This window comes from Bacillus xiapuensis (assembly GCF_002797355.1).
Classification (GTDB): Bacteria; Bacillota; Bacilli; order Bacillales; family Domibacillaceae; genus Bacillus_CE; species Bacillus_CE xiapuensis.
Window position 1 is genome coordinate 394,521 of the sequence record NZ_KZ454939.1, and the last position, 15,805, is coordinate 410,325.

Below are 15,805 nucleotides of genomic sequence, written 5' to 3' on the forward strand. Positions count from 1 at the left end.
TGTTTCCTGAGAGGAAAATTCTTCTCAGGAAACAGCTTTTTTGATTATGGCGGGAGAAAATGAGCAAGAATGGTACTGCAGCAGCGGAAGCTCTCAGTGAGTGCCTTGCTTACCTGCCGTATAGGTTTTTTTATTCCAGCAACAGGGAAGATGGGGAAATGAAAACCAATTTCTTGAAAAGGAGTCAAGATATATGCCGAATTATAATCAAATGCCTAAGGAAGAAGGACTCGACCATAGCTTGGACCTTTTGAGAGAAGGCTATCTCTTTATACAAAACAGACGCCGAAGCTTTCAATCAGATGTGTTTGAAACACGGCTACTTGGAGAGAAAGCCATTTGCATGGGAGGAGAAGAAGCGGCCGAATTATTCTATGATCATGATAAATTCAAAAGGAAGGGTGCTGCACCGAAACGTGTACTTAAGACGCTGTTTGGTGAAACAGGAGTACAGACGCTGGATGAGCAGGAGCATCGCAGCCGCAAAGCTATGTTCATGTCGATCATGTCAGAGGAAGGGCTGGAGAGATTAAAGAAAATTTTAAATAAGTATTGGCGGCTGGCGATCGATATATGGAGCCGGATGGACAAGGTCGTGCTGTATGACGAGGCGCAAGAAATCATGATCAAAACCGCATGCGAATGGGCGGGTGTGCCGCTGAAAACGGAGGAAGTAAAAAAGCGGGCAAAAGAAATGACGGCAATGATTGAGTCTGGAGCAGCCATCGGCCCGTCTCACTGGAAAGGGAGATATGAGCGCAGCCAAGCCCAGAAATGGATTCAAGAGCTGGTGGAAGAGGTGCGCGCAGGGAAGCTCACTCCTCCTGAGGATACGGCTTTATATGTATTTGCTTGGCATAAAGAGATCAATGGCAACTTAATGGAGAGCGAAACCGCTGCGATAGAAGTAATCAATATTCTGCGGCCGATTGTAGCGATTTCTGTTTACATTACATTTACTGCACTCGCTTTGCATCAGCATCCAGAGGAAAGGAAAAAGCTGAAAGCCGGCGATGACGATGCCAAACAAAGATTTGTGCAGGAAGTCCGGCGCTTTTATCCGTTTTTCCCGTTCGTTGCGGCAAGGGTGAAAGAGGATTTTATATGGAATGATTTCTCCTTTGAAAAGGATGCGCTCGTTCTGCTTGATTTATACAGTACAAATCATGATCCGAAAATCTGGGATAATCCGGAATTATTTAATCCGGAGCGGTTCCGGAACTGGAAGGGGAGCCCGTTTAACTTCATCCCTCAAGGAGGGGGGGATTATCTGGGGGGACATCGCTGCGCAGGAGAATGGGTGACGATTCAAGCGATGATTGTCAGTCTCGATTACTTGGCCAATCAACTGGATTACACTGTTCCTGATCAAGATACAGGCTACAGCATGGTCAGCATGCCGAGCCTACCAAATAGCGGGTTTATCATCCAAGTGCAATAACTGCATTTTAATGAAAGAGAGCCGCAGCCAACGCTGCCGAACTAGGCGGCACTGGCTGCTTTATTAGCTGTTTTTAGTAAAAGCGGAAGGCATAATGACGGCTGTCACTTCCCCTTTAGCGCATAGAGTATCCTCTGCAAATACTTCTGTCATTACTTTCCATTTCTTTGGGTGAATTTCGCTAACAATGCCTTTGGCCACTAACTGGACGTGCTGCGGAGTGGGTCTGATAAAATCCACACACAAGGAAGCGGTTACAAAGCGCGGCGGCTCCACTCTGTCCCCCGGCTCGTGACCGTTTTTCCGGTGCAGAGCTAAAGAGGCTGACCCGGTGCTGTGGCAGTCAATCAACGAAGCGATAAAGCCGCCGTACACAAAACCGGGAATCGCTGCATGCTCCGGTTCAGGAGTATACACCGTTTTTGTATGCTCTCCTTCCCAGACGGTTTGAAATTGATGCCCCTCTTTGTTTAAACGGCCACATCCATAACACCAAGCATAGTCATCCGGATAGTCATCTTGGATCGCGGCTGCGAATACTTCTTTCATATCCATCCCTCCTTTTATCAGAATATTATAACATGTCTAATTGGCTTGTCTATACCAAATATTGTCGAATAATCTATTAATCAAAATAAATACGAATATTGGTAATTTTTTCTCCCTAATGACGAATAATTATTATAAAATGTAAAATAGTTACTGAGGATTAATTAGTCATTTAATTGGAGGTGTTCAAGATGGAGAATGATTTAAAAACGGGGAAGAATACGCAAGGCTGCGAAGGAACCAATTCTCGATCTGCCCATCCAATCTCTGCGTTTTCTGCTTTTTTTCAGCTGCAAGCGGCGAATGCTGCACGAAGTTATGTTCCTTTTACACTCGTATTTTTAGAAGCAGACAGGGAAGGCAGCCAGCAGGCGAGCGATCTGCCTAATTCTTCATTGCTTGTACAGGACTTTCTCCTTGCCATGATAAGAGATTCAGATCTTTTGTTTACATGGAAGGAAAACAGGTGGATCTTAATGCTTTCTCATTCAGGTCAGTTAGAAGCGAGCTTCTTTTTGAAGAGGATGCTGACAAAGTCCAAGGATGGTCACTTCCCATTTGTTTTCTTTTCCGGCATATGTGAAATTGGCAATGGCCGGGCATCGTGCAGAGAGGTGCTCTTGGAAGGAGACTTAGCTCTCTGTGAAGCCCGAAACAAAGGCGAGTCCTCCGTTCAGATGATTGCGCGCTTTCGAGAAAGAGAAGTGGAGCAAGTGAAAGTGAGCATTCTACAGCAGGATCCGATGATTCGCCATATGTTTCATATGCTGCTGCAGCGGTCGGTGCTTGATCAGGCGAAGGCAGATATTCGCGAGTTTAGGGATGGAGAAGAATTCTTGCAATCTGGCTGGTATCAATCCGCTCATCCCCATCTGATCCTCATGGATGAAATACTGCCGAGAAAAAGCGGTTTAGAAGTGCTCCACACTCTTCGGCATCTGCCGAATGAGAAGAAGTATTTGATTTGTATGCTGTCGAATGAGAAAAGGGAATCAGACCGGATATATGGCTATGAATTAGGTGTGGATGAATACATTATGAGGCCTTTTAATATGCGGCTGGTTGAAGCGCGTCTTAAAAGGCTGCTGAAAAGGAGAAGATGAATGAAGGATCTCCTTTTTTATTTATTCATAGCTATCTTACTGGTCGTTTTCATATTAACAGTGATCTTTATCTATTTGACGATTCAGCGCATCAGGGAGAAGCGCCATCTGCAGCAAATCCATCATTATATAGCGCGGCATAAAGGAGCCTTCTATTTGTATTTCATTGAAGGAGTCCCCTTGCCGCCTCAAGCCATTCCAGATACAGCTATCGGCATACAGGCTAGTGAAGCCATTCTTTCAAAATACGCCCAAAACATTTGCGGAGAAGCGATGCGTGTTCGGCTGACTCATTATGCCGAAGCCCGTCTGCACCGTTATTATAAGAAGCAGCTGCAAAGCAGGAGGCGGCATGCGCGCCTGAACGCCTTAAATAAAATCATGGATTTCCGCATGAAGAGTCTGCTTGAGGATGTGAAAGAGATGATAAACAGCCGCAGCCTGTACACGAAAGAAGAGTACCTGCTTATATATACCATTTTGTCCATGTTCAAAGCAGACAGCTTTTTTGAACTGCTTGCTCATCCTAAATATGAGTGGGGGGAGTTAGATTATAAGCGAATTCTTCATGGGCTGGATGAGGAGCAATTTGCCGTGATGATCGGCCGGTATCATCAATGGCCGCCTGCTTTGCAGCAAAGCCTAGTAGATATCATTGGCGTGAAGCACCTTTTACATTTTGTGCCGTTTTTAGAGGAGCGTTTAGCGGATGATTCATCCGAAATACGAATACGCTCTCTGAAAGCTTTAAGCGAAATTGGCTTCATTCGCGATCTGAAATGGGTCGTTCCCTTTGTGTATTCGATCTATTGGGAAGAACGGCTGATGGCAGCGAAATTGCTGGCTTATCTTCCTTCTCCCGCTTCATTAAAGCACTTGCGTGAACTATCCCAAGATTCTTCTTGGCGGGTTCGTTCTCAAGCAGAAGAGTCAATTCAACTCCAGCAGCGAAATGATTCCGAAGAGCAGCTGTTTTCATTTAATGGAGAGGCACTTGCCGAAAAGAATGTGCAAGAAGCGTTAGGGGAGGGAAGATGATGGAGTGGTTCACAGTTTTTCTTCACTATTCGCTGCTGTTCTTTGGCAGTTTCATCATTGTCTATACAGCATTGGTGATCATGATTTACAGCATCATGCTATTAATTTCTTTAAAGCAATTGCAAAAGATCTCTAAGCGGGCTCCCCGTGAAAAAGAATCCATCAGCATGTATACAAAGCCTGTTTCGATTCTTGTGCCCGCTTATAACGAAGAGGCAGGGATTATTGATAGCATCCGCTCTTTGCTGGCCCTGCGCTATCCTCAATTTGAAATCATTATGATCAATGACGGTTCAACAGACGGCACCCGCGATTTAGTTATTGCGCATTTTCAAATGAAAAAAACAGCAAAAACGTATCAGCAGCAGCTGGAAACCGAACCGGTTACAGCCATCTACCGCTCGGAAATTTATCCGGAGCTTTATTTGCTAGATAAGAAAAATGGCGGGAAGTCTGACGCTTTAAATGCCGGATTGAATGCGGCATCTTATCCTTATTTCTGTTCCATTGACGGCGATTCGATTCTAGAGTCTTCTTCACTGTTAAAAGTGATGAAGCCGATCATGGCGTCCAATGAAGAGGTGGTCGCTTCTGGCGGAAATGTCCGTATCGCGAACGGATCGGATATTCAACTAGGCAGCGTGATACAGACTGCGCTAGCTGAGAAGCCGCTGGTAATCATGCAGGTAATTGAATATTTGCGGGCTTTTTTAATGGGGCGCGTCGCTTTAAGCAAGTATAATATGATTCTTATTATTTCGGGAGCGTTCAGCGTTTTTTCGAAAAAGTGGGTGATGGAGGCAGGAGGCTATGCACATGGCATTGTCGGTGAAGACATGGAACTGGTCGTGCGGCTCCATCGGCTAATAAAAGAGAAAAAAGCGAAGAACAAAATTATGTTCGTTGCGGATCCCGTTTGCTGGACCGAAGCGCCGGATAGCTTGAAATATTTGCGGAGACAGCGCAGCAGATGGCATCGGGGGCTGCTGGAAAGCCTTTGGAGACATAAACGCATGACGTTTAATCCAAAGTACGGAATAGTGGGAATGGCCTCTTTTCCGTATTATTGGCTGATTGAATGCTTTGGGCCAGCCATTGAATTGGCGGGCTATGTCTATGTCATATGGTCTTTTTTTTTCTGGCGGCATTTATTTGGAGTTTTCTATTTTATTTTTGCTGCTGCTTGTTTTATACGGCACGATATTCTCAATGGTTTCCGTCCTGCTGGAAGCATGGAGTCTGAACACCTATCCAAAAATAAAGGATTTAATTCGCCTATATGTTTATGCCGTTACGGAAGTATTTTGGTACCGCCCGCTCACCATTTACTGGAGATGTGAAGGGCTGATTCATTTTCTGCTCAAGAAAAATGGCTGGGGAGAGATGAATAAAAAAGGGCTGTCCAGGAAAGGAAGTCTCGGATGAAAAAAGTTGGAATGCTGATTACAACAGTCTTGCTGCTTGTCTTTATTCCCATTGTTCTCTGGTTTTTAGACAATGACAAGGAGCTGGAGGTCGTTATTATTGATAAAACTGTTCCGGATGAATCATTCAGAGAACATCTCGGGATTTCCTGGGTGTTAAACTTCTTTGGCTACCGGAAAAGCGATGGTTCGAAATATGAACCATCTGCTGACTACTTTGGATATATTCCGAATGAAGGGGAGCAGGCTGATCGGATTCGCCCTTTTCCTCGTTCTTATGACCAAACCGATGTTCTTTATTTGGCGGATACGTACGGCGTGTATAAAGAGGATCTGGCGAAAAAAACTAAGGCGCGGCAAGGTTCCCGTTCTTCGCTCATTTATGGCGGGCTGCAAATGGAGGAATGGCAGCCTATTTTAAAGCGGCTAAATGCCGAAAAACCGCTCACCTTTATCGCTGAATTCAACTCACTCGCTTCACCGACGAGTGAGAAGGTGCGGGATAGCATGGAGGAGCAGCTTCAGCTGGATTGGTCCGGCTGGACGGGACGGTATTTTGCTGAGCTGAATCCAAAGATAAATCAAGAAATCCCCCGCTGGGTCATGAACCGGGATAGCGGCAGCTGGAAGTATAGAGGCCCCGGCTTTATTCTAGTTAAGGAAAGCACTCAAGAAGTTCTTGTATTACAAGAAGGCAAGCATTTTAGCGGCAAAGGCATCCATATGAAGTTTACAGAAGAAGGAAACGAGCGGTTTGGTCTGGAAAAGAGCGCGGATTATGCTTATTGGTTCGATATCGTCACGCCGAAGAACAAAGAAGATGTGTTAGCGTATTATGACTGGAATTTAACGGGCGATGGCAAACGTCTGTTGAAAGAACACCAAATCCCTTCCCTATTCGCCGGGGTCATTGAGACGCATCACAACCGTACCACCAGCTACTATTTCGCAGGAGATTTCAATGACATGGCCAATATGCCTTCTGTCTATCGGTTTAAAGGATTTGACTGGATAAAAAAAATCGCGAGCGCCAACTCAGAGGAAGAGTTTTTCTGGCAGACCTATGTCCCAATGATGAAAAAAATATTAGAGAAAGCTGACCGCAAACAGTCGAGCCGCCCGTCAAGTCAGCCGTCTGAGAAAAGCGGATCGGCAGTGTGTCCCTCGCGCGTCTCGGGTAAGACATTCGAGGTGAGAAAGGGGGATGACTGGAAGAAGCTGCGCATTAAAGGCGTTAATATCGGCATGGGCAAACCTGGTGCTTTTCCCGGGGAAGCAGCAATTACAGAAGAGGAGTATTATCGCTGGCTGACTTATATCGGTGACATGGGAGCGAATGCTATTCGGGTATATACCCTTCATCCACCCGCTTTTTATCAAGCGTTAAAGCGCTATAATGAAGCACATCAAGAGCCGATTTATCTCTTCCACGGCGTTTGGATCGATGAGGGCTCACTTGCGGATACGCTGGATGCATTCGCAAGCCAAAATACGCAAGTCTTCCAGAAAGAAATGAAGCAGATTGCGGATGTCATTCATGGAAATGCCTACGTGGAGCCGAGTGCGGGTCATGCATCCGGTTCTTACCGCGCGGATATTTCGCCATATGTGATCGGCTGGATAATTGGCATTGAATGGTATCCGCATATGGTTCAAGGCACGAATAACAAGCATGAGGGAATAGGAGATTATAAAGGTAACTATTTTGAAACGAAACAAGCGTCCCCGTTTGAGCACTGGCTTGCCAAACAAATGGATACGCTAATCAGCTATGAAAAGAAAACCTATCAATCGATTCGGCCGGTCAGCTTTACTAACTGGGTGACAACTGATCTATTAGATCACCCTTCCGAGCCCCATGAGGAAGAAGATTTAGTCAGTGTGAACCCTAATGTGATTCAAGTAAAGCATGACATGAAGAAAGTCAATCAATTCGCATCCTATCATGTTTATCCGTATTACCCTGATTTCATGAACTATGAAGAGGATTATCTGAATTATAAAGATCATCGCGGAAGGTTTAACAGCTACGCCGCTTATTTGCGCGATTTGCACAAGGCGCATACTATGCCTGTGCTCATTGCAGAGTTCGGACTTCCAGCATCGCGGGGAATGACGCATGAAAATTCATTCGGCTACAATCAGGGGCTTCTGTCTGAGAAGCAGCAAGGAAAGCTGATTGCTGAATTGTATGAAGATATCGTACAGGAAGGCATGCTGGGAGGGCTTATTTTTACGTGGCAGGATGAATGGTTTAAGCGGACATGGAACACGATGGATTATGACAACCCCGATCGGCGTCCATTTTGGTCCAATGCGCAGACGAGTGAACAGCAATTTGGCTTGCTGAGCTTCGACCGCCACAAAATCAAAGTGGACGGACAGGTGAGCGATTGGAAAGAAGCAGCTCCTTTGTATAAGGAGAGCCGCGATCTGTGGGTTGACCATGATGAACGCTATCTATATTTCCGGATTCATAAGAGCAAAGCGCAAAAGGGTTATCCGGTGATCTTGCTGAACACGGTGGAAGGTCAAGGGAATCATCGTGCAGCTTCCATACGCGGCCTGTCTTTTTCTGACGGCGTTGATTTCTTGATTTCTCTACCCAATCGAAAGGAATCCCGGGTTCTTGTGGATGCTTATTACGACTTTTTTACGTATCAATACGGCATTAAGCTGAACATGCTTGAACCCGCTCCGCCGGTGCCGGTGAAAAACAGCGGCATCTTTCATCCTCAAAGGCTGGCTTTGAATAAAGAACTGCTTATTCCTAAAACCGGAGAAAGAATTCCATTCAGCGCTTACGAAACGGGCAGGCTGCGGCATGGCAACGCCAATCCACAAGCCGCCGATTATGATTCATTGGCCGATTACCGGATAAATGACGCGGCTAATGTTATAGAAGTGCGGATTCCCTGGCTGCTGTTAAACGTGAAGGATCCGAGCCAGAGAGAGGTGATGGGAGACTTTTATCGAAAGGGAATGACCTCAAGTGCCAAAACGGATGGCATAAAGGCAGGCCTTGTGTGGGTGAAGAATGATCAAGCCGCCGACTCCCTGCCGCAAATGAAAAACGGAAAGATGCCAGAAATGAACACGTACAGCTGGAAACCATGGGATCAGCCCCTCTATAAAGAACGGTTAAAAGCTTCGTACGACGTGATCAAAGAAGCGTTTCAAAAAGATCGTTAGGCGTTTCTGAAAAGCGGAAAAAACGCGAAGGCTGCTCTATAAATGGAGCAGTCTTTTTTTATCTTGCATGTAAGATGCCGTAAGACTCTCGGCCGAAGAATGGAGCGGAGGATTAAAAGTCTAAGCGGGGAGCAAGGAAACTGTCGCTATTTAAAGTTTTTTGTCTAGCCGGCAATCGGCAGGTTGAGCTCTTTCTTTTTCGTCTCCACCCAAGATACAGTTCTGCTGCAGGACCTTGCGTCATACACTGAAAGCGACAGCTTGTATTTCATTTAAAAGCGAACAGGGGGATTCACATTGAAAAAACGCAGCAGCCGATTGTTTGTGGTCGTTGTCTTAGCCTTGATGATGGTCTTATCTGCTTGCAATAGCGGAGATAAAGAAACAAGCGGAGGGGAGAAGAAAGGGGCAGCAAAGAATATTAGCATAGCCACGGGCGGAACGGGCGGAACTTACTACCCGCTGGGCGGCTCTATGGCCAATATTGTTTCGGAACATACAGGAATGGAGGCCAATGCCCAGTCCTCGGGCGCGTCAGCGGAAAATTTAACCGCCATTAAAAATGGAGAGGTAGATATTGCTTTTACTCAAACCGACATTGCTTCCTACGCGATGAGCGGGAAGGAAATGTTTAAAGAGGCAAAGATTGATAATTTCCATGGAATCGGCACATTGTATCCTGAAACGATTCAAATTGTCACTGCGAAAGCGAGCGGGATTAATTCTGTTCAAGATTTGAAAGGGAAGGCGGTGTCTGTTGGCGCGCCTGGATCGGGAACAGCGCCTAATGCCCAGCAAATCTTGGAGGTTCATGGGTTGTCCTTTGATGACATTAAAAAGCGTGACCTTTCCTTTGATGAATCAACCGAGGGCATTCAGGACGGAAGCATTGATGCCGCCTTTATCACCGCAGGAACGCCTACCGGCGCGGTGGAAGCGCTATCCGCCCAAAAGGATATAAAGATTATACCGATTGAGAAAGAAAAGGCCCAAGAGCTGATCCAAAAGTATCCTTACTATTCTGAGGATACGGTAGCAAAAGGCACGTACAAAATTTCTGAAGATGTGCCGACAGTGGCAGTGAAAGCGATGCTTGTAGCCGGTGATACCCTGGATGAAGAAACGGTGTATGAATTGACAAAAGCAATCTTCGATCATACGGATCAAATTACGCATGCGAAGGGCAAGTTAATCAAAGCAGAAACGGCGCTTGAAGGATTGGGGGATGTCACGCTGCACCCGGGGGCTGAGAAATACTTTAAAGAAAAAGGGATAGCTAAATGATGAAATGTGAAAATGATAGACTGAATGCTTTCGGTCTATCATTTTCATACGAATGACAGGAGGAAAAATGAATAGCCGGAAAAAAGCAGTCCCTCTTATCTTCCTCTTTCTGGCGGCCGCATGCTGGCTTTTTATCCCATCTAAGCCGGCTGTCGTTTTCACTTTTGAAAACACGGATCAATGGCTGGCCTATATGCCGCTGCAAAAGACGAACACCTTTCAGATTCAATATACACACTCCATTCACCTGACAGAGGTCATAGAAACGTATCAAATTGAACAGGAGCAGTTTGTGCAGAAGGAACTGCAGTATGAGAGATTTGCGATTGGTATGCCTGCTGGTGCGGAAGGCAAAGAACGGTTCGTGGAGAAAGATGGAAAGTATTACATTACCGGCATGCAACGGAAGCTTCCATGGATTGATATGCGTATCGGGCAAGTGAAGGCCAATCACCGAATGAACTATAAAGGAAGAACTCATCCATTATCGGACTGTTTGTCCCCGGGGATGTGGGTGCGAGTGCAATTCAAGCGCCTCAGCTTGTGGCAGCAGTGGAAAGGAGTAAATCTCAATGAGCCATGCGTTTGAAACGCTTTCCAAGGAGAAGCAGCCATTGCTTGAAAAATATGATTCAGAGGCCAGGATGAGAAAATTGAAAGGGGTTACAGGGTGGCTTGTTTTTCTTGGATTAATCGCTTTTTCTTTGTTTCAGCTCTATACCGCTGTTTTTGGTGTGTTTACCGCTCAAATTCAGCGCTCTGTTCATCTCGGTTTCGCCCTTACCCTCATTTTCCTCCTATTTCCGGCCAGCCGGAAAAAAAGGAAGAAAGGGAGGCTGCAAGTCGCTTGGTATGATCTTGTGCTCGCTAGTTTGAGCTTTGGCATCGGTGCCTATTGGCCGGTGCATATAGAGGAGATTGTGAACAGAGCTGGCGTGCTAACCGAAATGGACCTGTGGGTGGGATTTCTGGCGATTGTTCTTGTTTTAGAAGCGACTCGCCGGGCGGTTGGATTGCCGATCATGATCATAGCGGCATTGTTTTTAGCCTATGGCTATTTCGGGCCGTATATGCCTAATTTCTTGGCGCATCGCGGCTTAAGCATAGAGCGGCTTATTCAAACGATGTTTTTTACGACGGAGGGCATTTTAGGAACGCCGCTGGCGGTGTCTTCCACTTATATTTTCTTGTTCTTGCTATTTGGAGCTTTTCTTGTAAGAACTGGAGTGGGACAGTACTTTAATGATTTGGCGGTCGCAGTCGCTGGGAGAAGCACGGGCGGACCGGCGAAGGTAGCGATCTTTTCGAGCGCGCTTCAAGGCACGATTAGCGGAAGCTCGGTTGCCAATGTGGTCACATCGGGATCATTTACGATTCCGATGATGAAAAAGCTGGGATACAAAAAGGAGTTTGCTGGTGCGGTGGAAGCGGCAGCATCAACAGGCGGACAGCTGATGCCGCCCATTATGGGCGCGGCTGCCTTTTTAATGGTTGAGTTTATCGGCAACGGGATCACGTATTGGGATATTGCCAAAGCGGCAGTCATACCGGCTCTGCTCTATTTCACAGGGGTATGGATTATGACACATTTAGAAGCCAAACGAATGGGATTAAAGGGCTTGACAAAAGAACAGATGCCCAATCGCAAAGAAATCTTAAAAAACATTTATTTGCTCATTCCGATTCTTTCGGTCATCGTTTTATTGATGAGCGGTTTTACCGTTACACATGCAGCGCTTTATTCCATTGTGATCTGTTTAGCGGTAGGGTGGATAAATCGCGGAGTGAGGATGAGATGGAGTGATATTCCATCAGCCTTAGCAGACGGAGCCCGGACAGCTTTAGCTGTCGCGGCCGCAACCGCTGCGGCGGGGATGATTGTCGGAATCGTCACGAAGACTGGTCTCGGGTTAAAGCTGGCGAACGGTTTATTGGATTTGGCGGGGGGCTTGCTGATTCCTACGCTTCTGTTAACGATGGTCGCTTCCATCATCCTTGGCATGGGGTCACCTACAACGGCAAATTATGTCATCACCTCTACAATTGCGGCACCGGCTATTATTTTGCTCGGGGTGCCGGATTTATCTGCTCATTTGTTTGTCTTTTACTTTGGCATCATAGCGGATGTTACACCGCCTGTGGCACTGGCGGCGTTTGCTGCCGCAGGAGTTGCCGGGGGAGAGCCGATCAAGACGGGCGTGCAGTCGGCTAAACTAGCCATCGCGGCCTTCCTTATTCCCTATGTCTTTGTTCTGTCGCCTCAGATGTTAATGATTGATACGACGCCATGGGAGCTAGTATGGGTGATTTTCACAGCCCTGTCAGGCATGGCGGCCATTGGAGCGGGAATGATCGGATTTTGGATGCGGAAAATGCCCTGGTGGGAGCGGGTGCTTGCCATCGGCACCGGTCTGCTGTTAATTTATCCAGAGGGGATTTCTGATATAACGGGTTTTATCTTATTTGCGGTGCTGCTTCTCCTTCAATTCTTAGGAAGGCGGAGTGGAGATCAATCAACTGGAGCGGCCGGTCTGTAAAAGGCTGAAAATCAAGGAAGCCGCCCTTATTCTGGCGGCTTCCTTGATTTAGCTCGCATGTAAGATGATATAAGAAAAGCGGGAAGAGGAAGCAAAAGTCCATGCGGGCGATCATGGCCTCTAAATGCCTGATTCATTCGACCTGCACGATGCAGGTGACAAAGGCGCTGCAGCAGGACGCTTCGATGGCCGCCTTTGTTCTTCTTTTCAACAGCGGAAAGGAAAGAAGGCCACAGCTGTTGAAAGGCTTGCCTTATATATCGAATGGATCCGCTGAATTAGAAAAAGTGAGGGCTTGCCGGCCCATTTGTATCCAAGCTTGTTCAAAATTCTTGCGATTGATGCGCACGTTCTTTTCTTTCTTTAGCGGATCATTCACGTAGACATACTCTTCATCAAAGCCAGTGATTACGGAGCTGTGCTGGCGATAAGTGACTTTTATCGTTCCTTCCTCCGTCTGCCAAGTTTCAAATTGATCCGGGGGAAGCTCTTTATACCGCGCGTTAATAATGACCCAAACAGGCAAGCCCTTCTCTACAGCCTGATATAAATCCTCCGGTGCTTTCCCGGTTAAGTTCACAATTTGATCTTCATTTACATATTGTTTAGCCAAGTCAATAATCGGTTCCACATACACCCCTAATCCGTCATGTTTGAGCGACTGCATATTTCCAACAAAGCCTTGGTGCATGTTGCCTTTAAATTTCCCTTGCTGGAAGGGCTCTTTCTTTATTTTTTGTGCTAACTCCATCTTGTTCACCTCATAGCCGTTGTAATTTAACAGCATGGCTAAACTCGTCACTTCACATCCCCTAACTAATTCGGGAAGCTGTGAGATTAAGGGAACATCCGTTATTTGATGGCTGGCTGATTCCGCTTTACCTGCTATAGTAGAGAGCTTCTTTTGCTGGTAGCTGTCATAAAGAAGCCAGCATGCTGCAGCAAATAAGCCGACGGCTAAGATGGTTCCTATGAAACTCAATTTTATATTCAAATGATGAACACGCTCCTGATTTTATGAGTAATTAACTATATTATACAAAATATAAAGAAAAGTTCCAGACAACCATTTTCCATCATAAATATTCAGAAAAATAAAAAATATATAACAAGCTGCAAATGCTAGAAAACAGAAAAGTATACATCATCATAATGGATCAATGGGGCGGATTGCAGGATGGGGATCAGACTATGGAAAGAAAAATGTATGGTAAACTGATGATAGCTTCCACAAAGCTAGCTGCTGTAATCGAATTTCAAAGGAGAAAGAGGAATGAAAAAAATATACGATAGCGTCATCCAATTTCGAGATGAACGAAGCTGGAAACAGTACCACGATGAAAAGGATTTAGCGATTTCCATTTCTTTAGAGGCGAATGAACTGCTTGAGAATTTCCAATGGAGAAGCAGTGCAGAGGCCATTGCCGCTTCCAGACAAAACATCAAGGAAGAAATGGCCGATATCCTTATTTATTTAATTCAGATGGCGGATAAAATGGGCATCAATTTAGAAGAAGAGGTGCTGAATAAGCTCAAAAAGAACGCAATAAAATACCCCGTTAAAAAATAGTGCAGTGAGTAAAATAGAAGAATCATTATAGAGAGGGAAGACGACCAACACATTGAATTCCAAAACTTAAGGGTGCTGAGTTTACGGCATTCTGAGCTTCATTATTCCGCATATGCGCTGCCGCAGGACGCTTCCTTTCCAAAATGGAGGGAGGAACGGCGCTAAACGGAAGATTGCAGCACTTAAATGACCGATTCGTTCGGAGCTGAACGAGCAGGTGACAAAAGATGTTGCAAGGCACCTTTGTTTTTCTTTTTCAGCAGCGGGGAGGAAAGAAAACCCCGCTGCTTGAAAGTTCACTTTATTTTCAAATCGAAAGATCTCTTTCTGGAAAACCTATTTTTACGTTTTCGGCTGCTTTCGCGAAAGGAGAAAAGGCCCCTGGTTACTCCTCTATGAATGCTGGAAGCTTCTCTTTCACGATTTTTTCCCAGCCTTCATCCATAATATTGCGGATATGGGACTTGTCCGCTTTCCAACCGGAGTGAATCAAAGTAAACTCCGTTGCCTTGTCCCCTGCCTTTTTCAATTTGAATGTAAGATGCCAATCTGTATCCCAGTCGAACCCGACAAGGTTCGGCGGATCAAGTTCGGTTACTTTGCAAGGAGAATCGCCGTATGCTCCTGTGTGAAGAACGAATTTTTTCCTAATACAGCTTCAAATGTATTAGCCATCCACCAGGCGGCGAGTCCTTCTGAGGTAGCCGCCGCTTTCCATACTGTTTCAATCGGAGCATGGAGAGTAACCGTTTTACGAATATCCGGCAATGCTTCATTTGCTTTCATTCTGTTTCATCCCTTCTATTAAGTCTATTCATTATTTCATATAGTAACACAAAAAAAGACATCGGATACCTGGTTTTCAAACAGTTAGGGCTATCGCTCCTCTTGAGCACGATGAATGAAGTCTCGGCAAATGGAGCATCTTAAGAACAATCAAAGGGAATGGGAGGTTCTTATGACTGCTCGATATTGCTGTCCAAATTGTAAAACCAACCGATCAAGATTTAACGTTATTGAACAGGTCGTTCATGCGGTAAAGCTAGATCCTCAGACAGGAGAAATAGTGGAAAACATCCAGCATCCCGGTCCATTTCATGCTGTCTACAGCGGGCCTGAACGGAGGGTGCAATGCGCGGTTTGCGGACTGATTGAAGATGAAAGGTTGTTCGTTAAATTTGGGGGGAATTAGCACGCCGCTCATTTCATGCCTGCCGTATGAAGCTCCATTATTTGGGGCATGAGAGATGGATCGTAGACCTGTTCATGACTATTTTCCCCGTCTGTAAGCGCTGAAAGACAGGATAGTGTGGGGAACCAAGAGTCTAAGCAGGACATTGCAGCTTCTTTATGTCTGTTTAGTTCGGGGCTGCACGATGCAGGTGACAAAGGAGCTGCGATGTTAGCCTTCAGCAGCGGGGAATGCAAGAAAGCCTCTGTTGCTTGAAAGTTTCATTTATCGTAATCGCTGCATTAGAATAAATCGAACTGAGGAAAAATCATTTCATTTCAAAGCTTCCGAATAGGCAGGAGGCTTTTCTTTATTTTCTTCTGCGGATAACCCTTATGGTAAAAAAAGTGATATCATCCTTTTATTGTTTTATTGAAATAATATTTTTCATTATAGACGAAGAGGCTGAAAGAATTAAGGATGAATACGTTTACAA

11 protein-coding genes and 2 pseudogenes are annotated in these 15,805 nt (G+C 45.6%); 10 read left to right on the top strand and 3 right to left on the bottom strand.

Features of this window, described 5'->3' with window-relative positions; all coding sequences use genetic code 11:
* Positions 1-193 precede the first annotated feature (193 nt).
* Positions 194-1,441 (top strand): CYP152 family fatty-acid peroxygenase CypC, encoded by a 1,248-nt coding sequence (locus CEF20_RS01970; RefSeq protein ID WP_100330254.1) that lies wholly within the window; start codon positions 194-196, stop codon positions 1,439-1,441.
* A gap of 63 nt (positions 1,442-1,504) precedes the next feature.
* On the opposite strand, the gene CEF20_RS01975 is transcribed toward CEF20_RS01970, so the two are convergent.
* On the bottom strand, positions 1,505-1,990 hold the full coding sequence (locus CEF20_RS01975) for a PaaI family thioesterase (protein ID WP_100330255.1): 486 nt from the start codon (positions 1,988-1,990) through the stop codon (positions 1,505-1,507).
* 191 nt (positions 1,991-2,181) lie between these two features.
* Between CEF20_RS01975 and CEF20_RS01980 the strand changes: the two genes are divergently transcribed.
* The 7 genes and pseudogenes from CEF20_RS01980 to CEF20_RS02010 all read left to right on the top strand — a co-directional run bounded on the left by CEF20_RS01980 (position 2,182) and on the right by CEF20_RS02010 (position 12,568).
* Positions 2,182-3,093 carry a response regulator gene (locus tag CEF20_RS01980; RefSeq protein ID WP_100330256.1) on the top strand — a complete coding sequence of 304 codons (912 nt, stop codon included), beginning with the start codon at positions 2,182-2,184 and terminating at the stop codon, positions 3,091-3,093.
* Entirely contained in the window at positions 3,094-4,131 is a 1,038-nt protein-coding gene (locus CEF20_RS01985; protein WP_100330257.1) for a HEAT repeat domain-containing protein, read from the top strand.
* A pseudogene (locus tag CEF20_RS01990) lies at positions 4,128-5,556 on the top strand (glycosyltransferase family 2 protein). The gene CEF20_RS01985 and the pseudogene CEF20_RS01990 overlap by 4 nt, the downstream one beginning before the upstream one ends.
* Positions 5,553-8,747, top strand: a complete 3,195-nt coding sequence (locus CEF20_RS01995) for a hypothetical protein (protein ID WP_100330258.1) — start codon at positions 5,553-5,555, stop codon at positions 8,745-8,747. Before CEF20_RS01990 ends, CEF20_RS01995 begins: the two are co-directional and overlap by 4 nt.
* Before the next feature lie 297 nt (positions 8,748-9,044).
* Positions 9,045-10,031 carry a TAXI family TRAP transporter solute-binding subunit gene (locus CEF20_RS02000; protein ID WP_100330259.1) on the top strand — a complete coding sequence of 329 codons (987 nt, stop codon included), beginning with the start codon at positions 9,045-9,047 and terminating at the stop codon, positions 10,029-10,031.
* Positions 10,032-10,098: 67 nt separating this feature from the next.
* Entirely contained in the window at positions 10,099-10,620 is a 522-nt protein-coding gene (locus CEF20_RS02005) for a DUF1850 domain-containing protein (RefSeq protein WP_232713335.1), read from the top strand.
* Positions 10,604-12,568 (top strand): TRAP transporter permease, encoded by a 1,965-nt coding sequence (locus CEF20_RS02010; protein WP_100330261.1) that lies wholly within the window; start codon positions 10,604-10,606, stop codon positions 12,566-12,568. The genes CEF20_RS02005 and CEF20_RS02010 overlap by 17 nt, the downstream gene beginning before the upstream one ends.
* 253 nt (positions 12,569-12,821) lie before the next feature.
* On the opposite strand, the gene CEF20_RS02015 is transcribed toward CEF20_RS02010, so the two are convergent.
* The gene (locus tag CEF20_RS02015) at positions 12,822-13,457 is read right to left on the bottom strand and encodes a C39 family peptidase (protein WP_232713453.1); all 636 of its coding nucleotides are present in this window, start codon (positions 13,455-13,457) and stop codon (positions 12,822-12,824) included.
* Positions 13,458-13,841: 384 nt separating this feature from the next.
* Between CEF20_RS02015 and CEF20_RS02020 the strand changes: the two genes are divergently transcribed.
* A complete protein-coding gene (locus tag CEF20_RS02020) occupies positions 13,842-14,138 on the top strand; it encodes a nucleotide pyrophosphohydrolase (protein WP_100330263.1) in 297 nt (98 codons plus the stop codon).
* A 385-nt stretch (positions 14,139-14,523) separates the two neighbouring features.
* Here the strand turns inward: CEF20_RS02020 and CEF20_RS02025 are convergent.
* Positions 14,524-14,924 (bottom strand): annotated as a pseudogene (locus tag CEF20_RS02025) (SRPBCC family protein).
* Between the two features lie 172 nt (positions 14,925-15,096).
* On the opposite strand from CEF20_RS02025, the gene CEF20_RS02030 reads away from it, so the two are divergent.
* Positions 15,097-15,330, top strand: a complete 234-nt coding sequence (locus CEF20_RS02030; protein WP_100331968.1) for a DNA alkylation repair protein — start codon at positions 15,097-15,099, stop codon at positions 15,328-15,330.
* The last annotated feature ends 475 nt before the right edge of the window (positions 15,331-15,805 follow it).